At 60.7% G+C, this 22,627-nt stretch carries 18 protein-coding genes; all 18 read right to left on the bottom strand.

Going from position 1 to position 22,627, the window contains the following annotated elements:
* Positions 1-47 precede the first annotated feature (47 nt).
* On the bottom strand, positions 48-782 hold the full coding sequence (locus ACIPL2_RS21605; protein WP_401359452.1) for an amino acid ABC transporter ATP-binding protein: 735 nt from the start codon (positions 780-782) through the stop codon (positions 48-50).
* Complete coding sequence (locus ACIPL2_RS21600) at positions 775-1,734, bottom strand: amino acid ABC transporter permease (protein ID WP_401359449.1); 960 nt, start codon at positions 1,732-1,734, stop codon at positions 775-777. Before ACIPL2_RS21600 ends, ACIPL2_RS21605 begins: the two co-directional genes overlap by 8 nt.
* 138 nt (positions 1,735-1,872) lie before the next feature.
* Positions 1,873-2,670, bottom strand: a complete 798-nt coding sequence (locus ACIPL2_RS21595) for a transporter substrate-binding domain-containing protein (RefSeq protein WP_401359447.1) — start codon at positions 2,668-2,670, stop codon at positions 1,873-1,875.
* A gap of 202 nt (positions 2,671-2,872) precedes the next feature.
* On the bottom strand, positions 2,873-5,443 hold the full coding sequence (mdoH, locus tag ACIPL2_RS21590) for a glucans biosynthesis glucosyltransferase MdoH (RefSeq protein WP_401359445.1): 2,571 nt from the start codon (positions 5,441-5,443) through the stop codon (positions 2,873-2,875).
* Positions 5,436-7,262 (bottom strand): glucan biosynthesis protein G, encoded by a 1,827-nt coding sequence (locus ACIPL2_RS21585; RefSeq protein ID WP_401359443.1) that lies wholly within the window; start codon positions 7,260-7,262, stop codon positions 5,436-5,438. Before ACIPL2_RS21585 ends, mdoH begins: the two co-directional genes overlap by 8 nt.
* A 322-nt stretch (positions 7,263-7,584) precedes the next feature.
* The gene (gene dtd / locus ACIPL2_RS21580) at positions 7,585-8,022 is read right to left on the bottom strand and encodes a D-aminoacyl-tRNA deacylase (protein WP_401359440.1); all 438 of its coding nucleotides are present in this window, start codon (positions 8,020-8,022) and stop codon (positions 7,585-7,587) included.
* The gene (gene pip, locus ACIPL2_RS21575) at positions 8,019-8,990 is read right to left on the bottom strand and encodes a prolyl aminopeptidase (RefSeq protein ID WP_401359437.1); all 972 of its coding nucleotides are present in this window, start codon (positions 8,988-8,990) and stop codon (positions 8,019-8,021) included. The genes dtd and pip overlap by 4 nt, the downstream gene beginning before the upstream one ends.
* 104 nt (positions 8,991-9,094) lie before the next feature.
* Positions 9,095-10,027, bottom strand: a complete 933-nt coding sequence (locus tag ACIPL2_RS21570; RefSeq protein WP_401359434.1) for an alpha/beta hydrolase — start codon at positions 10,025-10,027, stop codon at positions 9,095-9,097.
* A 146-nt stretch (positions 10,028-10,173) separates the two neighbouring features.
* Positions 10,174-11,121, bottom strand: coding sequence for a choline ABC transporter substrate-binding protein (locus ACIPL2_RS21565; RefSeq protein WP_401359432.1), 948 nt, complete (start codon positions 11,119-11,121; stop codon positions 10,174-10,176).
* A gap of 240 nt (positions 11,122-11,361) precedes the next feature.
* Complete coding sequence (hutG, locus tag ACIPL2_RS21560; protein WP_401359430.1) at positions 11,362-12,165, bottom strand: N-formylglutamate deformylase; 804 nt, start codon at positions 12,163-12,165, stop codon at positions 11,362-11,364.
* A 10-nt stretch (positions 12,166-12,175) separates the two neighbouring features.
* Positions 12,176-13,381, bottom strand: coding sequence for an imidazolonepropionase (gene hutI / locus ACIPL2_RS21555; protein WP_401359426.1), 1,206 nt, complete (start codon positions 13,379-13,381; stop codon positions 12,176-12,178).
* Between the two features lie 17 nt (positions 13,382-13,398).
* Positions 13,399-14,808, bottom strand: a complete 1,410-nt coding sequence (locus tag ACIPL2_RS21550; protein WP_401359424.1) for an amino acid permease — start codon at positions 14,806-14,808, stop codon at positions 13,399-13,401.
* A gap of 137 nt (positions 14,809-14,945) precedes the next feature.
* Positions 14,946-16,478, bottom strand: coding sequence for a histidine ammonia-lyase (gene hutH, locus ACIPL2_RS21545; protein WP_401359421.1), 1,533 nt, complete (start codon positions 16,476-16,478; stop codon positions 14,946-14,948).
* Between the two features lie 114 nt (positions 16,479-16,592).
* Positions 16,593-18,116: a histidine ammonia-lyase gene (hutH, locus tag ACIPL2_RS21540; protein WP_401359419.1), complete on the bottom strand. Its 1,524-nt coding sequence runs from the start codon at positions 18,114-18,116 to the stop codon at positions 16,593-16,595.
* Positions 18,117-18,259: 143 nt separating this feature from the next.
* Positions 18,260-19,090, bottom strand: a complete 831-nt coding sequence (locus ACIPL2_RS21535) for a glycine betaine/L-proline ABC transporter ATP-binding protein (protein ID WP_059406439.1) — start codon at positions 19,088-19,090, stop codon at positions 18,260-18,262.
* Positions 19,087-19,938 carry a proline/glycine betaine ABC transporter permease gene (locus ACIPL2_RS21530; RefSeq protein ID WP_010464518.1) on the bottom strand — a complete coding sequence of 284 codons (852 nt, stop codon included), beginning with the start codon at positions 19,936-19,938 and terminating at the stop codon, positions 19,087-19,089. The genes ACIPL2_RS21535 and ACIPL2_RS21530 overlap by 4 nt, the downstream gene beginning before the upstream one ends.
* 70 nt (positions 19,939-20,008) lie before the next feature.
* The gene (locus ACIPL2_RS21525; RefSeq protein WP_401359415.1) at positions 20,009-20,977 is read right to left on the bottom strand and encodes an ABC transporter substrate-binding protein; all 969 of its coding nucleotides are present in this window, start codon (positions 20,975-20,977) and stop codon (positions 20,009-20,011) included.
* A 69-nt stretch (positions 20,978-21,046) separates the two neighbouring features.
* Positions 21,047-22,519, bottom strand: a complete 1,473-nt coding sequence (locus tag ACIPL2_RS21520) for a purine-cytosine permease family protein (RefSeq protein ID WP_401359412.1) — start codon at positions 22,517-22,519, stop codon at positions 21,047-21,049.
* Positions 22,520-22,627: the final 108 nt, after the last annotated feature.

The raw sequence follows: 22,627 nt of genomic DNA, 5'->3' as shown, positions 1-22,627 counted from the left end.
ATGTGGGAGCGGGCTTGCTCGCGAAGGCAATCTAACAGACGCTGAAATTACAACACCTGCCGTAAAAACGCCTGCGCCCGCGGATCCTTCGGTGCATCGAAGAACTCCGCTGGCGAGGCGTCCTCCAGCAATTTGCCGTGATCGAAGAACAGCACCCGATCCGCCACTTCGCGCGCAAAACCCATTTCATGGGTGACGCACACCATGGTCATGCCTTCCACGGCCAGGGTTTTCATCACGTCCAGCACTTCGCCGACCATTTCCGGGTCGAGCGCCGAAGTCGGCTCATCGAACAGCATGACCTTCGGTTCCATCGCCAGCGCCCGGGCAATCGCCACGCGCTGCTGCTGACCACCGGACAGGCGCGATGGGAATTCATTGGCCTTCTGCGCAATGCCGACCTTCTCCAGCAATGCCAAGGCCTTGGCCTCACGCTCCTTCTTGCCGCGCTTGCGCACGACTTTCTGCGCCAGGCAAAGGTTTTCCAGCACGGTCATGTGCGGGAACAGGTTGAAGTGCTGGAACACCATGCCGACTTCGCGGCGGTAGGCATTGACGTCGGTTTTCGGGTCGGCCAATTGCAGGCCATCGATGCTCACCGAGCCCGAATCGAACTCTTCCAGGCCGTTGAGGCAGCGCAGGAAGGTCGATTTGCCGGATCCGGACGGACCGATCACCACCAGCACTTCGCCCTTGGCCACGTGCGTGGTGACGTTATCCACCGCGCGAACCACGTGGCCACGGGTGTCGAAGACTTTTACCAGATCGCGGACTTCAATCACTTTGCGCGAGCCTCCGCTCAAGCCGGCTGGCGATTTTCGACAGCGGCAGGTTGATCAACAAATACAGCCCGGCCACGCAGAACAGGATTTCGAACGGCGAGAACGAGGTGGTGATGACTTCACGACCGCTTTTCAGCAGTTCGGTAATCGCGATCACCGACACCAGCGAGGTGTCCTTGACCAGACTGATGAACTGCCCGGCCAGCGGTGGCAGCACGCGCTTCAAGGCTTGCGGCAGCACCACGTGGCGCATCGACTGGCCAGCGCTCAAACCCAGGGAGCGCGCGGCTTCGTTTTGGCCACGGGCGATCGACTGCACGCCCGAACGGATGATCTCGGCGACGTAGGCGCCGGTGAACAGCGACAGCGCGGCGATCCCGGCGAATTCCCGGGACAGGTTCATCACGGTGCCGATGAAGAAGTAGAAGATGAATATCTGCACCAGCAACGGCGTGCCGCGCACCAGTTCGACGTAAATGGTCGAAAGGTCGCGCAGGGTCGGGTTGTTCGATAGACGGCACAGCCCCGTGGCGAGGCCGATCAGCAAGCCGAGCACGCCCGACACTACGGACAACCACAAGGTGGTCCAAAGGCCCCATAACAGTGGTCCGGCCGCCCAATGGCGGGTCACGCCAATCACGTCGCCTTCGGCCACGTCATCGCCCTGGGCGACTTGCAGGCTGTTGTCGTCGACGACCAGGTGTTGCTCATCGCCGGCATCGTTGCGCAGGGTGACTTCGGCTTTATCGCCCTTGCGCACCAGTTCGCTGACGGTGGAGATGTCGGCGGCGCGCTGGGATTCTTCGGCGTGGTAGGCGAAGTATTGCGGCACGCGGTTCCAGCGCCATTCGTAGGACATCAGCGAGGTGGCGTAGTACAACGCGCCGGCCAGGCCGATCAGCACCAGCACGGTTAAGACGTGCCACGGCCATTGGGCTTTTTTCTGTTTCATTGGGATTTGCAGGTTCCGGATTCTGTATTGCCTGGGAGGCCGTCTTCGCGGGCAAGCCTCGCTCCTACAGGGGAATGCATTCTCCTGTAGGAGCGAGCTTGCCCGCGAAGGGAGCGGCGCGGTCTATCTGACCGGGCCTTATTCCATGTCCTTCAGCCAAGCGGTGTCTTTAAACCACTTGTCATGAATGCGATCGTAGGTGCCGTCTTCGTGGATCTGGTGCAGGAAGTTGTTGATGAAGTTGATGCTGTCGTAGTCACCTTTCTTCAGACCGAAGGCCAAAGGCTCATAGGTGAACGGCTTGTCGAGGAACACCAGTTTGCCGGCACCGGCCTTGTTCACGGCCACGACGTTGTAGGGTGCGTCGTAGATGAAGGCATCGGCCTTGCCGTTGACCACGTCGAGCACGGCTTCCTGCTCGTTGTCGTAGCCGTGGTATTTGGCTTTGGAGATGAGCTTTTTGGCGACCATCTCGCCGGTGGTGCCGAGCTTGGAGGTGATGCGATAGTCAGCGGTGTTCAGGTCTTTATAGGACTTGATGGTGCCTTCCAGCTCCTTGCGGATCAGCAGCGTCTGGCCGACCACGATGAACGGTTCGCTGAAGTTCAGGCGCAGGTTGCGTTCCTGGGTCAGGGTCATGCCGCTGCCAATCATGTCGAACTTGTCGGTGAGCAGGGCCGGGATGATGCCGTCGTAACCGGTGGACACCAGCTCCAGCTTGACGCCCATGGCCTTGGCCATCGCTTTGAGGATGTCGACTTCGAAGCCGATGATCTCACCGCGCTTGTTGGTCATCTCGAACGGCATGTAGGTCGGGTCCATGCCGACTTTCAGCGTGCCGCGCTTGACCGCGTCATCGATGGCACCGGCCTGCGCCGTGCTGGCGGCAACCCACGCCGTGACGCCGACCAGCAGCATCGAGAGATACTTCTTCATCATCATGTCCCCAAAACCATTGTGTTATGAGGCGCGCAAACAGCGGTTTTCCTTGGAAAACCGACAGTTACGAACAGAAAATTGTCCGGGCGCGCCAATTCGGGGACGGATGCTAACGTACTCGCCCGTTTGCACAAGGGTTTAGGCAGGATTTGTTGCGCCCGCGCGATCAAAAAAAACCCCGCTTTCGCGGGGTTTTTCGTTATGCCAACTGAGGCTGCACGCTCAATGGCTTGAGCGGCAACAGCGGCGCATGGGGATCGGCCTTCACCGATTTACGCCACGCTTCCAGCCAATCAGGGTGGCTTTCGTTCCAGATCTGCTCGTGCAGGCGACCCAATGCCACCGGGTCACTCAACAGGGCCACACGCTCGTTGTTGGTCAGCCCATCAGGCCCGACTTTCAGCGCATGACGAACCCGCTCGATACGCAGCCACTCGATCGGCTCGGCCTGACCGTGACGGGACGTCGCCAGCGAACACGCCAACGCGTTCTGCTGTGGGTCGACCACCGCTCGGATGAAACCGTCTTTCAGCGCATGCCAACGGTTTTCGTGGGTGTACTGATCAGTCGCCAGCAACGCCTGTGGCGGATTGTATTCCTCGGGAATCAGGAACAGGCTCTCGTCACGGGACTTGAGGCCCAGACCGACACGGCTGGAGATCACCGACACCGGAATCGACAGCATCAGCGAACCGACGATCGGCACCAGCCACCACAGGAAGCTCGGGTTCAGCCAGATCACCAGCAAGGCCCAGAAGAAGCCCAGCAAGGTTTGCGGACCGTGACGCTTGACCGCCTCGCTCCATGGCGTGGAGTCGTCGTCACGTTGCGGCGAGTTCCAGGTCGCGGCCCAGCCAAGGAACGCGGCGAGCACGAAACGCGTGTGGAAAATCATCCGCACCGGCGCCAGCAGCATGGAGAACAGCATCTCCAGCAGCATCGACAGCGTCACCTTGAACTTGCCACCGAACTCTTTCGCGCCCTTGGCCCAGATCAGGATGATGCTCAACAGCTTCGGCAGGAACAGCAGCACGACGGTAGTCGAGAACAGCGCAATCGCCTTGTCCGGGTGCCATTGCGGCCACAACGGATAGAGCTGACGCGGTTCCAGGAAGTACTGCGGCTCCATCAGGGTGTTGACCGCCAGCAGCGCCGTCGACAGCACCAGGAAGAAGAACCACAACGGCGCCGACAGGTAAGACATCACGCCGGTCAGGAACACCGCGCGATGCACCGGGTGCATGCCCTTGACCAGGAACAGCCGGAAGTTCATCAGGTTGCCGTGGCACCAGCGACGGTCACGCTTGAGTTCGTCCAGCAGGTTCGGCGGCAGTTCTTCGTAGCTGCCCGGCAAGTCGTAGGCAATCCACACGCCCCAGCCGGCACGGCGCATCAGCGCTGCTTCAACAAAGTCGTGGGACAGAATCGCACCGGCGAAGGCGCCTTTACCGGGCAACGGCGCCAGGGCGCAGTGCTCGATGAACGGCTTCATGCGGATGATCGCGTTGTGGCCCCAGTAGTGGGATTCGCCCAACTGCCAGAAGTGCAGACCGGCGGTAAACAGCGGACCGTAAACGCGGGTCGCAAACTGCTGCATGCGCGCATACAGCGTGTCCATGCCCGACGCACGTGGCGCGGTCTGGATGATCCCGGCGTCCGGTGTGGCTTCCATCAAGCGCACCAGACTGGTCAGGCAATCGCCGCTCATCACGGAGTCCGCGTCGAGCACAACCATGTACTTGTAGTCACCGCCCCAACGACGGCAGAAGTCGTCGAGGTTGCCGCTTTTGCGTTTTACCCGACGGCGACGGCGGCGATAGAAGATCTTGCCGAAGCCTTTGGCTTCACGGCAGACGTCGAGCCAGGCCTGCTGCTCGGCGACACAGATATCGGCATCGTTACTGTCACTGAGGACGAAGAAGTCGAAGCGATCCAGGTCACCGGTGGCCGCCACCGACTCGAAAGTCGCCCGCAGACCAGCGAATACCCGCGGCACGTCCTCGTTGCAGATCGGCATCACCAGTGCGGTGCGTGCGTCCTTGGCAATCGGCTCGTTGCCGGCGCTTTTGCCGGAGATACGGTATTTATCGTGGCCGGTGAGCAACTCGAGGAAGCCCATCAGCGCGGTCCAGAAACCGGCCGACACCCAGCAGAACAGAATCCCGAACAGAATCAGGATGCTGGTTTGCAGTGCATACGGCAGCACTTGCGTGGCCGTCTGGGTCAGCGGTTGATGCAGCACTTCGTTGAGGTCGACGAACGACCAGCCCTGGTACGGCATGATGCCTTTCATGTACCAGCCGGCCACGATGGTCTGGCCGAGCATCAGGACCAACAGAATGTAGCGGCGGATCGAACCCACGGTGCGCCAGCGAGCCGCCGGCAACACGCGTTCATCCTTCGGCGGAGCCGGCGGATTGGTGCGACCGGTCAGACGACGCCAGCCACGCACCAGAATGTTGGTGCGCCACGGCTCCGGCACGACCTTGGTCCGACGAATCGGCGGGGTCGCTCGCAGGCAGACGCGACCGCTGGCGTCGAGCACCAGCATTTCGGCGTCTTGCAGCTCTTCGGCAGTGCTCAGGGTCAAGCGCTTGCCAACCGACGCCTGGGCGACCTCGGTCGGCGCGTCAAACGTCGAAGACGACAGACGCTCGTGCAGTTCGCTGAAAGACTTGCAGCCCGCGAGTTCCGCGCGCTGCTGGTCGGTCATCGGTAAATGCGCCAGATACTCGGCAAGAGTCTCTGGTTGTACGTGTGAATTACTCATCGGCAGGCAACTGGTAGCTCCAGGTCTCGGTCAGGACTTCTTCAGTCGCCGCCGATTCCGGTGTGGCTGGGACCGCGTCCGCAGCGACTGGCTGCTTGGCGTCATTGTTGTCCTTGTTGTCCTTGTTCTTGGTGTCCGCGACTGGCTTGGCGTCGGCCTGCTGCTTGGCTTCAGCTTGCTTGACGTCTTTGTCCATCTTCTCTTGTTGCTTGGCAGCCACCTTGTCAGCCTTGGCTACAGAAGAATTAGACGCCGGAATTGTCGACTTGGCCAGATCGGCAGGCACGATGTTCTCGACCAGTGCAGCACGCATCTCGGTCGGTTTGCCCGGATCCTTGATTTTCATCCGCAGGGTCAGGCGCCAGCCCTTGGTTTCAGGGTTGTAACGCACGCTGTTCTCGACCAGTTCGGCATTCTCGCCGACGCTGACCTGACTGCGCACGTCGGCCGTTTCCGGCAATGCCGCAAGGGACGGGCCTTCGAAGTCGACCAGGTAGGCAACGCTGCCGTCTGGCTGACGGATCAGGTTGGACTGTTTCACGTCACCCGTGGAACGCAGGGTCTGTTGCACCCAGGCGCTGTCCGGTGCGTGAAGGGCGGCTTCGTCGATGGTCCAGTGCATGCGGTAGGCAACGTCCAGCGGCTGGCCAGGCTCAGGCAGTTTTTCCGGGCTCCAGAACGCAACGATGTTGTCGTTGGTTTCGTCGGCGGTCGGAATTTCCACCAGGTCTACAGAACCCTTGCCCCAATCGCCTTTTGGCTCGATCCAGGCACTTGGGCGCTTGTCGTAGCGGTCGTCGAGGTCTTCATAGTGGCTGAAGTCACGGCCACGTTGCAGCAAGCCGAAGCCGCGCGGGTTTTCTATGGAGAAGTTGCTCACCGCCAGGTGTTTCGGGTTGTTCAGCGGGCGCCAGATCCACTCGCCGTTGCCGGCATGGATCGACAGACCGCTGGAATCGTGCAGCTCGCGACGGTAGTTGAGCACTTTCGACGGCTGGTTGGCACCGAACAGGAACATGCTGGTCAGTGGCGCCACGCCAAGCTTGGTGACCTTGTCACGCAGGAACATCCGGGCCTTGACGTCGACAATGGTGTCGCTGCCTGGACGCAGGGTCAGGCGATACGCGCCGGTCGCGCGTGGCGAATCCAGCAGGGCGAAGATCACCAGGTGCTTGTCGCCCGGTTTTGGCTGTTGAATCCAGAACTCGGTGAAACGCGGGAATTCTTCGCCGGACGGCAACGCGGTATCGATGGCCATGCCGCGAGCGGACAAGCCATAAGTGTGACCCTTGCCGACAACGCGGAAGTAACTCGCGCCGAGCATGGTCATGATTTCGTCTTGCTTGTCGGCCTTGTTGATCGGGTAAAGCACACGGAAACCGGCATAACCCAGTTGTTCGGTGGCCTTAGGATCGAACTGCACGTCGCCGAAGTCGAAACGACTTGGGTCGTATTTGATCTCTTCGACGGTGTTAGCCGTGATTTCGTTGATTTTCACCGGCGTATCGAAGTGCATGCCCTGGTGATAGAACGAAAGCTTGAACGGGGTTTTCTGATCGGCCCATTCGGCTTTTTCGGTGCGGAAACGAATTTTCTGATAGTCGGCGAATTTCATCTCGCGGAATTCGTTCGGCAGGTTACTGCGCGGAGCTTCGAATTTCTGCCCGGCCAGCTCTTTTGCCTTGACCGACACATCATCCAGACTGAATGCCCAAAGCTGGCCGGCGCTGAGCAGGCAGAGCAGAGCAGAGCCCGCTACCAGAGCGCTTCGGAACCGTGTGGCAGTCAATTTTGGTGCATTACAGGGACTAACAATCACGAGCAACCCTCGCCGAAAACAGATCAAAAAACCAACGGCCAGTTAAAGGGCCTGTGAGGTGTGCGGCATGGAAAAACCGACCTTACGGACCACTCTTGCCAAGTTGGCGAGCATTGTTCCGACTCCGGTGGGGCTAAATGATTCCCCAATCGGTCCAGGACAAGTCTCTACCTAAGTCAAAAACGGACCAACGAACGCTGATCCCCGTAGCGCGCGATTATCTAGTAGGCCGCGTTACAACGCATCAGGGCTAACAAAGTATTTCTCGCGAAAAACCCCTGTTTTCAGTCGAAAAGTGCTTAAAAAGATGTTTCAAGCGCTTTCAGGTCTGTAAAAGGAAGGTTACCGGGCCATCATTGACCAGGTGCACCTGCATATCCGCGCCGAATCTACCTGATGCCACAGTGCCATGCACCTGTTTCGCTTTGGCTAATAGATAGTCGAAGAGTTCTTCGCCCAGGGCCGGAGGGGCAGCAGTCGAAAAACTCGGGCGCAATCCGCTTTTGGTGTCGGCGGCCAGGGTGAACTGAGAGACCAGCAGCAGCCCACCACCGACATCCGCCAGGGACAGATTCATCTTGCCCTCGGCGTCGCTGAACACTCGATAGTTAAGCAGTTTATTCAGAAGTTTGTCGGCGCTGGCCCGAGTATCCTCGGGCTCGACGGCCACCAGGACCAACAACCCCTGATCGATGGCGCCAACCACTTCCCCTGCTACCTCGACTCGCGCGCCACGCACGCGTTGCAGCAGGCCTTTCATGCTTCTTCGGGCGGCAGGTCGAGCAAGCGCCGAGCCATCAGATCAGCGGCGCGTACCAGTGCATCGGTGATGCCCGGTTCGGACGCCGCGTGGCCGGCGTCACGGATCACCTGCAACTCACTGTTTGGCCAGTTCTGGTGCAATTCCCAGGCGTTATCCAGCGGACAGATCACGTCGTAGCGACCGTGGACGATCACGCCCGGCAGATGGGCGATCTTGCCCATGTCGCGGATCAGCTGGTTCGGTTCCAGGAATGCGTTGTTGGTGAAGTAGTGGCATTCGATGCGGGCGATGGACAACGCGCGCTGTGGCTCGGAGAAACGATCGACCACCAGCGGGTTCGGACGCAAGGTCGCGGTCCGGCCTTCCCAGGTGGACCAGGCCTTGGCCGCGTGCATCTGGGCGATCTGATCGTTGCCGATCAGGCGCTTGTGGAAAGCGGTGAGCAAGTCGTCGCGCTCGTCCATCGGGATCGGCGCGATGTAGTCCTGCCAGTAGTCGGGGAACAGACGGCTGGCGCCCGCCTGGTAGAACCACTCGATTTCCTGCGGTCGGCAGAGAAAAATCCCGCGCAGGATCAGACCGTGCACACGCTCCGGGTGGGTTTGCGCGTAGGCCAGGGCCAGCGTCGAACCCCAGGAACCGCCGAACAACACCCATTTATCGATGCCCAGGTGTTTGCGAATCCGCTCAAGGTCGGCGACCAGATCCCAGGTGGTGTTGTTTTCCAGATTGGCGTGGGGCGTGGAGCGACCGCAACCGCGCTGGTCGAAGGTGACAATGCGATACAGGTTCGGATCGAAGTACCGGCGGCTCTGGGCATCACACCCGGCGCCGGGGCCGCCGTGGATAAACACAACCGGCAAACCTTCCGGTGAACCGCTTTCGTCGACATACAGCGTGTGAGTTTCATCGACGGCCAGATCGTGCCGGGCGTGGGGTTTGATCTGCGGGTACAAAGTCTGCATTGCGCGCTCCGTAAGGGGTCGAGGTCATCCCTGGGGGGACTTCTATTATTCTGCCGTCCGGCATCATAAACCCGAATTACGTCAATGAGCATGCCCTTGCAGAGTCAGAGTTTTGCCGTCAGTTTTTTTTCAGTTAAATAGCTGAAAAGGGTTTCATAGAGTGCGTCGACCTCGGCGACCTGCCCCCGAGCGCGTAAACAGCCATGAACCAGCCCTTCCCCGTAATAAAGTGTCGCCGCCACGCCAGCGGCGTTCAGTCGTTCGGCGTAGCGCACACCGTCATCGCGCAGCGGGTCAAACTGCGCCACGGCGATCAACGCGGGCGGCAGGCCGCTGTAATCGTTGGCGAGCAATGGCATCGCATAGGCACCCGGCTGTCGGGTGCCGCGCAAATACAACGCGTGATAACAGTCCACGTCACTGCTGCTGAGCAATGGAGCGTCGATGCATTCGCTGCGCGACGGCAGCGTGTGATCGCCACCCAGCCCCGGGTAAATCAACACCTGCGCGCAGGGCACCGGTTCGCCAGCATCGCGCAGCGCCAGACACAACGCGGCGGCGAGATTGCCGCCGGCACTGTCGCCCGCCACCAGTGTGCGTGCCGGATCGAGCCGGAACGGCCCCGTGCGCAGCGCTCGCCAGACTTTGAGACAATCGTTGAACGCCGCCGGAAACGGATGCTCCGGCGCCAGGCGGTAGTCGAGGGCGATCACCAACACACCGAGCGTTGACGCCAGTTCGGCGCAGATGAAGTCGTGGGAATCCAGGTCCCCTACCACCCAACCGCCGCCATGCAGATAGACGATGCACGGGTCACCGTGGGTCGATGGCGGAACCGGCGGCTGATAAGACCGCACGAGCACGCCAGCCAATTCAAAATCGACCACGTAAAGCCCGGCAGGACGTGGCGGCGTGAACGCCCGGCACATCTCGCTGTAGGCCTGACGCAATCCGGCGAGACTGCTGTCGGTGCTGTTGAAGCTGACGGTTTTCTCGACAAAAGCCGTCATCTGTTCAGAAAGCGGATAAGGAGCCATAAGCCAAGTGCCCGTTCAGGGAAATGTAGGGCCCCTGTAGGAGCGAGCTTGCTCGCGATAATCGACAACGATAACGCGGGAAGCCCGATACCCCGCGGCGCTCTCGGGTTTATCGCGAGCGAGCTCGCTCCTACAGGGTGCTGGTGTCAGTTTTTCAAGCTGGCTTGAACGGTGGCTACGCCGTCTTTGCCATCGAAACTGCTGACGCCGGCGAGCCAGCGCTGCAGATCCTGCGGATTATCGCGCAGCCATTGCCTGGCAACGTCCTGAGGCGTCTTGCGCTCCATGATCGGCACCATCAACTGGCTTTCCAGGGCGGCGGTGAAGGTCAGGTTTTCCAGCAGACGATTCACGTTCGGGCAGCGCTGGGCGTAGTCCGGGGCGGTCACGGTGGAGACGGTGGCCGCGCCTTCATTCGGGCCGTAGACGTCTTCGCTGCCGGTCAGGTAGGCGATCTTCATGTTGATGTTCATCGGGTGCGGGGTCCAACCGACAAACACCACGAACTCCTTGCGATTCACCGCACGCTGCACGGCGGCAAGCATGCCGGCTTCACCGGACTCGATCAGTTTGAAGTCCTTCAAGCCGAAGTGATTGGTCTCGATCATGGTTTTGATGGTGGTGTTGGCACCGCTGCCCGGCTCGATGCCGTAGATCTTGCCGCCGAGTTTGTCTTGGAATCTGGCGATGTCAGCGAAAGTTTTCAGTCCAGCTGCGGCGACGTAATCCGGCACGGCGAGGGTGGCTTGGGCGTCGGCCAGGCTCGGTTTGTCCATGACCTTCACTTGATTGGCGGCGATGAACGGTGCGATGTTCTTGTCCATCGCCGGTTTCCAGTAACCGAGGAAGATGTCGAGGCGCTTGTCGCGGATGCCGGCGAAGATGATTTGCTGCACGGCGCTGGTTTGCTTGCTTTCGTAGCCGAGGCCGTTGAGCAACACATCGGCCATGCCGCTGGTGGCGATCACGTCGGTCCAGTTGACCACGCCCATGCGCACGGCCTTGCAGGAAGCGTCGTCACTGGCCAGAACGCTGGTGCTCAGAAGAGCCGTGCCGCAGAGGATGGAGAGACAGCGGGTGAACAGTCTTTTCATTGGGAGAGTCTCGTGCGGCAGCGGATTATTGTCGGGCCGGTGTCTTTGTGCACCGTGGGCCAAACATTACGCAGCAGACGAGCGGTAAAAGCGAACTGTGGCGACCGTGTTTTGCACGGTGGCGACTGTTATGCAAACACCAACCTGTGGGAGCGAGCCTGCTCGCGATAGCGGTGGGTCAGCCAACATTGATGTCAACTGACACACCGCTATCGCGAGCAGGCTCGCTCCCACAGGGGTTTAGCGTTTGTAGTGTTGCTCGCCCCAGGCGAGCAGGCCTTGCAGCAATTCCTTGAGTACCCCTTGCGTCGGCTCGGCCAGATCCGGGCGAAAGCGGAACGGCTCGAACTCTTCCATGTACGTGCACTGGCCCAGCTCCAGTTGCACCGCATGGATGTTCTCGGCCGGGTTGCCGTAATGCCGGGTGATGTGGCCGCCCTTGAAGCGACCGTTCAGCACATGGCTGTAATCGGCGTGCCTGGCGCAGATCGCTTCCAGTTGAGTCGCCAACTGCGGATCGCAACTGGCGCCGTTGAAGGTGCCAAGGTTGAAGTCCGGCAGCTTGCCGTCGAACAGGTGCGGGATGATCGAACGGATCGAGTGCGCGTCGAACAGCAGTGCATAGCCGAACTCGGCTTTCAGTCGCGCCAGTTCGTTCTGCAACGTGCTGTGGTACGGCGTCCAGATCTGCTCCAGATAGCTCGCGCGCTCTTCTTTCGAAGGCTCCAGCCCCTCGCGGAACAGCGGGATGCCGTCGAACAGCGTTGCCGGATACAAACCGGTGGTCGCGCCAACGTACAGAGGCTTGTCGTCGGACGGTCGGTTCAGGTCGATGACAAACCGCGAATACTCGGCCGCCAACGTGCTGGCACCCAGCTCGGCGGCAAACTCGTAAAGTTTTGGAATGTGCCAGTCAGTGTCCGGCAGGCTTTTCGCGTCGGGGATCAACCCGGCTTCTACGGCCGGGGTCAGGCGCAGGCCCGCGTGGGGCATGCTGATCAGCAGCGGCACGCGGCCTTGTTTGAAGTTCAGAACCTTATCCACAACTGTTCTCCTAAACGCTTGTTTCGACGCCGTGACGCACGACGCGTTTTTCCAGGTCGCCGCCCAGCCAGTACGACAGGTCGGCGGGACGATCGATTTGCCAGGCGACGAAATCCGCGACCTTGCCGACTTCCAGCGAGCCGTGAGTCTCGGCCAGGCCCAATGCGGTGGCGGCGTGAATAGTCGCGCCGGCCAACGCTTCTTCCGGGGTCATGCGGAAGCAGGTGCACGCCATGTTCAACATCAGGCGCAACGACAACGCGGGCGAGGTGCCGGGGTTGAGGTCGCTGGCGATGGCGATTTTCACGCCGTGTTTGCGCAGCGCGTCCATCGGCGGCAACTGGGTTTCCCGCAGGAAGTAGAACGCGCCGGGCAGCAACACCGCGACGGTGCCGGACTTGGCCATGGCGATAGCGTCGTCTTCGTCCATGAACTCCAGGTGATCAGCCGACAGGGCGTGATAACGCGCCGCCAGGCTCGACCCGTGCAGGGACGACAATTGCTCGGCATGCAGCTTCACCGGCAAGCCCAGTTCTTGTGCAGTGATGAACACCCGCTCGACCTGCGCCGGGGAAAACGCCAGGTATTCGCAGAACGCGTCCACCGCATCCACCAGCCCTTCGGCAGCCAGGGCCGGGAGCATTTCAGCGCAGATGTGCTCGATGTAGTCGTCGGCGCGATCGGCGTATTCCGGCGGCAAGGCGTGAGCCGCCAGGCAGGTGCTGCGCACGCTGACCGGCAGTTCGGCGCCGAGGCGACGGATCACCCGCAAAATCTTGCGTTCGCTGGCGAGGTCGAGGCCGTAGCCGGATTTCATCTCGACCGTGGTCACGCCGTCGCGCAGCAAGCTTTTCAGACGCTTGGCGGCACTGGCGAACAACTCGTCTTCGGTCGCTGCGCGGGTGGCGCGAACGGTGCTGGCAATGCCACCACCGGCCGCGGCGATTTCCGAATAGCTGACGCCTTGCAGGCGCTGTTCGAATTCGCCGCTGCGGTTACCGCCGAACACCGTGTGGGTGTGGCAGTCGATCAGGCCCGGCGTGACCCAGGCGCCTTGCAGATCGTTGGTGGCCGAGTACTCACCCGCCGGCAATTCGCCGCGCGGGCCGATCCACTCAATGTGCGCACCTGACGTCACGATGGCCGCATCCTCGATGATCGAGTAGACGCCTTGCGCCATGGTTGCGACGTGGCAGTGTTGCCAGAGCGTTTTCATCCGTGGCCTCCGTTAGGTTATCGATGTGAAAAAGAAGGTTCCTGCTCCACCCGTGCTGCTTGCCCTGCCGCAGGTTTGACCCACGTCAGGTAAGCCAGCACCAGCAAAGCAATCCAGACCACGCCGACGATCAACGCCGCCTGGGTGTCCGGGAAATAGCCCAGCACGCCGAAGATGAACAGCATGAAGGCAATCGCCGCCATCGGCGCATACGGCCAGAACGGCACCGGGAATTTCAGTTGCGCGACCTGTTCGCTACTCATCGAACGACGCATCGCCACCTGAGTGAGCAAAATCATCAACCAGACCCACACCGTCGCAAAGGTCGCGATGGAAGCGATCAACAGAAAGACGTTTTCCGGAATCAGGTAGTTCAACAGCACGCCCAGCAGCAATGCGCCGCTCATCACCACCACCGTCATCCACGGCACGCCATTGCGCGACAGCTTGGCAAAGCCCTTGGGCGCATGCCCTTGCTGGGCCAGGCCGTACATCATCCGGCCAGCGCCGAAGATGTCGCTGTTAATGGCTGAAATCGCCGCCGAGATCACCACGATATTCAGAATAGTCGCCGCCGAGCTGATCCCCAGGTTGTCGAAAATCTGCACGAACGGGCTGCCCTGGCTGCCGATCTGCTGCCATGGAAAAATCGACATCAGTACGAACATGGTCAGCACGTAGAACAGCAAAATACGCAACGGCACGGCATTGATCGCCCGGGGCAGCACGCGCTGCGGGTCTTTGGCTTCACCGGCCGTTACGCCGATGATCTCAATGCCGCCGAACGCAAACATCACCACCGCGAACGAAGCGATCAGGCCACCCACGCCGTTGGGCATGAAGCCGCCATGGCTCCAGAGGTTGCTGATGTCGGTCGCCTGGGCGCCGGGCGCACTGCTGATGCCGAACAGCATGATGCCGAAACCGCCGAGGATCATCGCGACGATGGCCGCGACCTTGAGCAACGACAGCCAGAACTCCATTTCGCCAAAGACTTTGACGTTGCACAGGTTCAGGCCGCCAACCACCGAGACGATGCCCAGGACCCAGATCCAGCGATCGACTTCCGGAAACCAGAAGCCCATGTAAATACCGAACGCGGTGACATCGGCCATGCCGACGATGACCATTTCGAACGCGTAGGTCCAACCGAGGATAAAGCCCGCCATCGGCCCCAGATAGGTGCTGGCGTACTGGCCGAACGAGCCGGCGACCGGGTTGTGCACCGCCATCTCACCGAGGGCGCGCATGACCATGAACACCGCCGCGCCACCGATCAAATAAGCCAGCAGCACCGCAGGCCCGGCCATCTGAATGGCCGAGGCAGAACCGTAAAACAGCCCGGTGCCGATCGCCGACCCCAGCGCCATGAAGCGAATATGTCGGGCAGAAAGCCCGCGTTTGAGTCCTTTTGTTTGCTGTTGCATTGCTCGTCCCTAATTATTTTTATTCGACGCCAAACCGAATCACCTCCTGTAGGAGCTGTCGAGTGCAACGAGGCTGCGATCTTTTAAAAAGCAAGATCAAAAGATCGCAGCCTGCGGCAGCTCCTACATTGGAACCATTACAGGCTAGGCAGCAACTTCGCCACGACCAGCTCGTTCAGGCAACGGGTGGCCAACAACTCGCTCGCCGCGTTGATGTCCGGAGCAAAGAAGCGATCCTTCTCATAGAACGGTACTTCTTTGCGCAGGATCGCCCGTGCCTGTTCAAGTTTCGCCGAGGTCTTCAAGCCCTCACGCAGATCCAGGCCCTGGCACGCAGCCAGCCATTCAACCGCCAGAACACCGCGAGTGTTCTCGGCCATTTCCCACAGGCGCTTGCCCGCCGCCGGGGCCATGGACACGTGGTCTTCCTGGTTGGCCGACGTCGGCAGGCTGTCCACCGAATGCGGATGGGACAGTGCCTTGTTCTCGCTGGCCAATGCCGCCGCCGTCACCTGGGCAATCATGAAGCCGGAGTTCACGCCGCCATTGGCCACCAGGAACGGCGGCAGTTGCGACATGTGCTTGTCCATCATCAGCGAGATACGACGCTCGCTCAGGGAGCCGATTTCAGCGATGGCCAGCGCCATGTTGTCAGCGGCCATGGCCACCGGTTCGGCGTGGAAGTTACCGCCGGAGATCACGTCGCCTTCAGCGGCGAACACCAGCGGGTTATCCGAAACAGCGTTGGCTTCAATGACCAACACTTCGGCAGCCTGGCGGAACTGGGTCAGGCACGCGCCCATGACTTGCGGCTGGCAGCGCAGGGAGTACGGGTCCTGGACCTTTTCGCAGTTCTGGTGCGAGTCGGACACTTCGCTGCGCTCACCCAGCAGATCGCGGTAAGCGGCCGCGGCGTCGATCTGGCCTTTCTGGCCGCGAGCGGCGTGGATGCGTGCGTCGAACGGCGAGCGCGAGCCCAATACCGCTTCAACGGTCAGGGCACCCAGCGCCACGGCACCGGCGAACAGGTCTTCACCTTCGATCAGACCGCGCAATGCATAAGCGGTGGACACCTGAGTACCGTTGAGCAGCGCCAGGCCTTCTTTCGCGGCCAGAGTCAGCGGCGTCAGGCCGGCGATTTTCAGCGCTTCGGTGGCTTCCATCCACTCGCCCTTGTAGCGAGCCTTGCCTTCGCCCAGCAGCACCAGCGACATGTGGGCCAATGGCGCCAAATCGCCCGATGCACCGACCGAACCTTTCAATGGAATGTGCGGGTAAACCTCGGCGTTGATCAGCGCGATCAGGGCGTCGATGACCTTGCGACGAATGCCCGAAAAACCACGGCTCAGGCTGTTGACCTTGAGCACCATGACCAGTCGCACCAGCGCGTCGCTGATCGGCTCGCCGACGCCGGCGGCGTGGGACAGGACCAGCGAGCGCTGCAGGTTTTCCAGGTCTTCGCTGGCAATGCGGGTCGAAGCCAACAGGCCGAAACCGGTGTTGATGCCGTAGGCAGTGCGGTTCTCGGCGAGGATCTGTTCCACGCAGGCAACGCTGGCTTCGATCTGGGCCGATGCGCTGTTGTCGAGGGTGATTTTGACCGGCTGCTGATAGATATCACGCAGTTGGGCAAGGCTCAGTTGGCCGGGAATCAAATTAAGCGCAGTCACATCATTCTCCTTTTGAGAGTCTTTTATTAACTCACCAGACGCTCCGGAGATGTCCGTTGTCCGTCGCGTCTCACTTTTGGGGAGCCGCGCCTTGGCACGCTGGTGTGGTGGGAATCAGTTCAGATTCGGTAAAGCCTTGTGCAGCAAAATCGGGTCTTTCAACACGCCGGCAGCGGCGGCGATGTCCGGAGCCAGCCAGCGGTCCTGGTCGTAGGCCGGAACCCGCTCGCGCAGCAGACGCCAGGCGGCATCGGTGCCGGCGCCGAAGCGTTGTTCTTTGAGGAATTCAAATGCCTGGGCCGCCAGCAGGTACTCGATGGCGAGGATCTGCGTGCAGTTCTCCAGGGCACGGTGCAGCTTCAGCGCCGCGTTGGTGCCCATGCTCAGGTGATCTTCCTGCAGGCCCGAGGTGACGTAGTTGTCGAGCACTGCCGGTTGCGCCAATTGGCGGTTTTCCGCACACAGCGAAGCGGCAACGTACTGGACGATCATCATCCCGGAATTGACTCCCGGATTGGCCACCAGGAATGCCGGCAGACCGCTGACGTGCGGGTTGATCAAACGGTCGAGGCGACGCTCGGCGATGGAGCCGATTTCGGCCATCGCGATGGCCAGCAAATCTGCCGCCAATGCCACTGACTGGCCGTGCGGGTTGGCCTGGGACATCACCCGGAAGTTGTCCGGCGTGCCCAGCAACATCGGGTTGTCGGTGACGGAGTTGAGTTCGGTTTCGATCTGCTTTCTGGCGTGCTCAAGCTGATCGCGAGCGGCGCCGTGAACTTGCGGAATCGAACGGATGCTCAGCGCATCCTGGGTGCGAATGCCTTTGCTCGAAGCAATCACTTCACTGCCATCCAACAACGCCCGCAGGTTGATGCCGACTTGCTGCATGCCCGGATGCGGCTTGAGCGCAATGATCTCGGCATCGAACGCGGCGATCTGCCCGCGCTGGGCTTCAAAGCTCATGGCGCCGATCACGTCGGCCCATTGCAGCAGACGGGTGGCGTCGGCCAGCGCCAGGCAGCTGAGGCCGGTCATGCACGGCGTGCCGTTGACCAGGCACAAGCCATCTTTGGCACCCAGTTGCACCGGTTGTAGGCCTTCTTCGGCCAGTGCTTGTTGCGCGGAAACGATCTGCCCGCGATAGCTGACATTGCCGACGCCCAGCAGCGCGATGCTGATGTGCGCCATGTGGGTCAGGTAACCAACCGAACCCTGGGACGGCACTTGCGGGGTGATGCCGCGATTGAGCAGCGCCAGCAGTGCTTCGACGACCTGGCGATGGATGCCGGATTTGCCCTGGCTGTAGTTCCGAATGGCAGCGCAGATAATCGCGCGGGTCTGTTCGTCGGCCAATGGCGCGCCGACGCCGCAGGCGTGGCTGAGCAGCGTGTTGCGCGACAGTTGGCTGAGTTGCTCGTCTTTGAGCGAGACGTTGCACAAGGCGCCGAGGCCGGTGTTGACGCCATAGGCGCGTTCGCCGCTGACGACGATGCGCTGGACGATCGCCTGGGCATTTTCGATCCGCGCCCAGGTCTGGGCCGACAGCTCGAGCTGGGCGCCATGGCGGGCTACGGCAACCACATCCTGCCAACGCAACGGGGCGTCGGCGATAACGATTTTTTCAGCCTGGGACATCTTTGACCTCGTGCGTACAACTTGAATATTGATGCAGCTTTGCCGACGCCTTCGCGGGCAAACCTCGCTCCTACAGGATGCAACGGCGACTTGTAGGAGCGAGGCTTGCCCGCGAAGGGGCCCGCCCAATCACCGCAAATCTGTTAAACCACCGCCGCCCGCCGCTGGACGAACCGGTCGACATACTCATCCGCCGGCGAATGCAGGATCTCTCGCGGCGTGCCGACCTGAATCAGGCGGCCATCCTTGAGGATCGCAATGCGGTTGCCGATGCGCACGGCCTCGTCGAGGTCGTGGGTGATGAACACGATGGTCTTGTGCAGGGTCTTTTGCAGCTCCAGCAACTGGTCCTGCATCTCGGCGCGGATCAGCGGGTCGAGGGCACTGAACGCTTCGTCCATCAGGATGATGTCGGTGTCCGCCGCCAACGCGCGGGCCAGCCCCACACGCTGACGCATGCCGCCCGAGAGCTGATGCGGGTATTTGTTTTCGTAGCCCTTGAGGCCCACGGTGTTGATCCAGTGCAGCGCGCGTTCGGAGCACATTTGCTTGGTCTCGCCACGCACTTTCAAGCCGTAGGCGACGTTGTCCACGACGGTCTTGTGCGGCAGCAGGCCGAAGCTCTGGAACACCATGCTGATCTTGTGCCGGCGAAATTCGCGCAGGGCTTCCATGTCGTATTGCAGGATGTCCACGCCATCCACCAGAATCGCGCCGCTGGTCGGGTCGATCAGGCGATTGAAGTGACGCACCAGTGTGGATTTGCCGGAACCCGACAGGCCCATGATCACGAAGATCTCGCCGGTGCCGATGCTCAACGACAAGTCGTTCACGCCGACCACGCAGCCGGTTTCGGCCAGTACCTGATCCTTGGTTTTGCCCTGGCTGATCATGCCCAACGCTTCCTTGGAGCGGTTGCCGAAAATCTTGAAGACGTTTTTGACTTCGATTTTGCTGATGGCTTCGTTGTTCATTTGCTCACCTCATGCCGTGGCCGACCGTACGCTTGAGTAATGCGGTCGATCACCACTGCCAGAATCACGATCGCCAGACCGGCTTCAAGGCCACGTCCAACGTTGAGGGTCTGAATCCCCACCAACACGTCTTCACCCAGGCCACGGGCACCGATCATCGAGGCAATCACGACCATCGACAGGGCCATCATGGTGGTCTGGTTGATCCCGGCCATGATGCTCGGCAGGGCCAGCGGGAGTTGCACGCCAAACAGTTGCTGCCAGCGGTTGGCACCGAAGGCGTTGATGGCTTCCATTACTTCACCGTCGACCTGGCGAATGCCCAGATCGGTCAGGCGGATCAGCGGTGGCGCGGCGTAGATCACGGTGGCGAAAATCGCCGGGACCTTGCCCAGGCCGAACAGCATCAACACCGGGATCAGGTACACGAAACTCGGCATGGTCTGCATGATGTCCAGCAGCGGCATCAGCACCGAACGCAGGCGATTGCTGCGCGCCGAGAGAATGCCCAGCGGGATGCCGATCAGCACGGAAATGACCGTCGCCACCATCATCAGCGCGAGGGTCTGCATCAGCTTGTCCCAGAGGCCGACCGCGCCGACCAGGAACAACAGACCGACGATGACCGCAGTGGTCACGACTTTGCGGGTCGCGTGCCAGGCAACGCCCGCCACGATTGCCAGCATCAGCCACCAGGGCGCCGCACGCAGCAGCCCTTCAAGATTGACGATGGCCCACAACAGGGTGTCGGAGATGTGCCGGAACACGTCGCCGTAGTTGGTGACCAGCGAATCGACCCAACCGTTGACCCAGTCGGCGATGGAAAAGGTAAAGCTTTCGGGAAACATAAGAGACTCTCAATCAAGGGGTTGCAATCAAGCGTCCGACTGCCGTTGCCGACAGCCGGAGAGGCTCAACCTACAAGGCCGCGTCGATTTTCTTGGCTGCGTCGTCGCTCACCCATGCGTGCCAGACTTCAGGATGTTCCTTCAAGAAGATCTTGGCCAGTTTTGGCGACTCGATCCGCTCTTTGGCCATACGCCCGAGGTTCTGGTTCAGCAGGTCGATTGGCAGGTTGACCTTTTCCAGTACCGCCACCAGTTCCGGGGCTTGCTCGTGGAACGTCTTGGACAGGCCGACCTTGATGGTCACGCGCTTGTCCACGCCTGGTTTCTCGTCGAGCTTGACCAGGTCGACCTGGCCCATCAGCGGGGTTGGCGACCAGTAGTAGAACAGGATCGGCTCGCCACGCTTGTAGCTCGACAGCACTGCCGCATCCAGCGCCGGACCGGTGCCCGGACGGAAGTTGGTGTAGGTGCTTTCCAGGCCGTAGCTTTTGAGCATTTCGCTGTTGTCGAGCTCACAGGTCCAGCCCGCCGGGCAGTTGTAGAAACGGCCCTTGGAGGGCTCTTCGGCGTCCTTGAATACAGCGGAATATTTGCCCAGGTCAGCAATGTTTTTCAGGTCCGGTGCCTTCGGCTCCAGCTTACGCTTGGCGTCGCCTTCGATCACGTAGCGTGGCACGTACCAGCCTTCGACAGCACCCACGACAGGGGCGCCGACACCGACGACTTTGCCGGCCTTCTCGGCCTTGTTCCAGACTTCGCTGCGGCCGACCCACTCTTCGGCAAAAATTTGAATGTCGTTGCTGCTCAGGGCGTTTTCCATGGTGATGGAGTTGCCCGGCAGGCTGTCAGTCTTGCAGTCGTAGCCTTTCTCCAACACGACTTGCAGCACGTCGGTCAGCAGCATGGCGCTTTCCCAGTTCAGGCCGGCAAATTTCACCGGTTTGCCCGACTCGCACCAACCCGCCGCCTGAGTGGCGCCGGCGCTGGCCAGCAGGCCCATGGAAAGCAATGTGGTCAGCAGGGTCTTGTTCGATTTCATTGTGTGACGCTCCTAATCATGAATTGGCTTACGGCAGTCAAGAGGCATCCAGGCCCTGTCCACGTCCAATCAGGCCTGCGCCGCAGCGCGACCGGCCCCGCTTGTTATAGGTGCTGCATGGCTGTCCTGCTCGACTGGCAGAATCAGGTGATCGGGTACTGGGCTGTGCCATTTTTTCGCGCACACGTAATACAGGGCGGCGGGAATCACCAGGCCGATGATCCAGGAAATATCCACATCGCCCAGGGCCGCTACCAGCGGACCGGTGTAGAACTTGGTGGAGATGAACGGCAGTTGCACCAGCACACCGAAGACATAAACGCTGATACCGAGGGCGTTCCAACGGCCATAGCGACCGTTCGGATCGGCCAGCGCCGGCACGTCATAGCGCTCGCGGGTGATGCAGTAGTAGTCCACCAGGTTGATCGCGCTCCAGGGCGTAAAGAAGGCGAGCAAGAACAGGATGAAAGACTTGAACGCACCGAGGAACGAGTGCTGACCGAGCAACGCCATCAGGGTCGCCGCACCGACGATCACCAGCACGAACACCAGACGCTGCAAGCGCGTGACTTTCAGATCACCACGGAAACCGCTGATGACCGTCGCAATGCACATGAAGCTGCCGTACGAGTTCAGGGTGGAGATGGTGACCTTGCCGAACGCGATGCTGAAATACAGCAGCGCAGCGGTGGCACCAGTACCGCCCAAACCAACGATGTAGGCGACTTCGTGGCCGGCAAATTGGCCGTTGGCCGACGCGGCCGCGAACACACCGAGGATCATCGCCACTTGTGCGCCAATGACCGAACCGGCGCCAGCGGCGAAAAAGGTTTTCACCGAGGACGTCTTGCTTGGCAAGTAGCGTGAATAGTCAGCCACGTACGGGCCGAAGGCGATCTGCCAGGACGCCGCGAGCGACACCGCGAGCAGGAAGCTGCTCCAGCTGAAGTGGCGGATTTGCAGAAGTGCGCCAACGTCCGTCTGACTCATCAAACGACTGAACAGATAAACGAAGGCAATCACACCAATGACACTGGCAACACGGCCAATCCAATGGATCACCCGATAACCGAGCACCGTGACCAGCACGATGACACTGGCGAAGATAAGGATCCCGACGCTGTCGCTGACGCCAAACAACTGGCCCAGCGCCTGGCCGGAAAGCACGGTTCCCGTTGCGGTGAAACCGAGGTACATCAAACACACCAGCACGATCGGGATCGCCGCGCCATACACGCCGAACTGCACGCGGCTGGAGATCATCTGCGGCAGGCCAAGCTTGGGGCCTTGCGCCGCATGCAACGCCATCACGCCACCGCCGAGCAGTTGGCCGATCAACAGACCGATCAACGACCAGAACACATCACCGCCCAGCACCACGGCCAAGGCCCCGGTGACAATCGCGGTGATTTGCAGGTTGGCACCCATCCACAGGGTGAACTGGCTCAACAGACGACCGTGTCTTTCCGCTTCCGGGATGTAGTCGATCGAACGTTTCTCGATCAACGGTTTATTGCCTGCACGTTCGCTGTTAACCGCCATGATTCAACCTCTGTGGATTGTTAGTTAGATCCCTGTAGGAGCTGTCGAGTAAAACGAGGCTGCGATCTTTTGCTTTTAATAGATCAATTTCAAAAGATCGCAGCCTCG

Origin of the sequence: Pseudomonas sp. NPDC086251 (assembly GCF_044746405.1) — a bacterium.
Classification (GTDB): domain Bacteria; phylum Pseudomonadota; class Gammaproteobacteria; order Pseudomonadales; family Pseudomonadaceae; genus Aquipseudomonas.
Note: the sequence above shows the minus strand (reverse complement) of the source record. Positions and strands in the feature narration are given on the sequence as shown.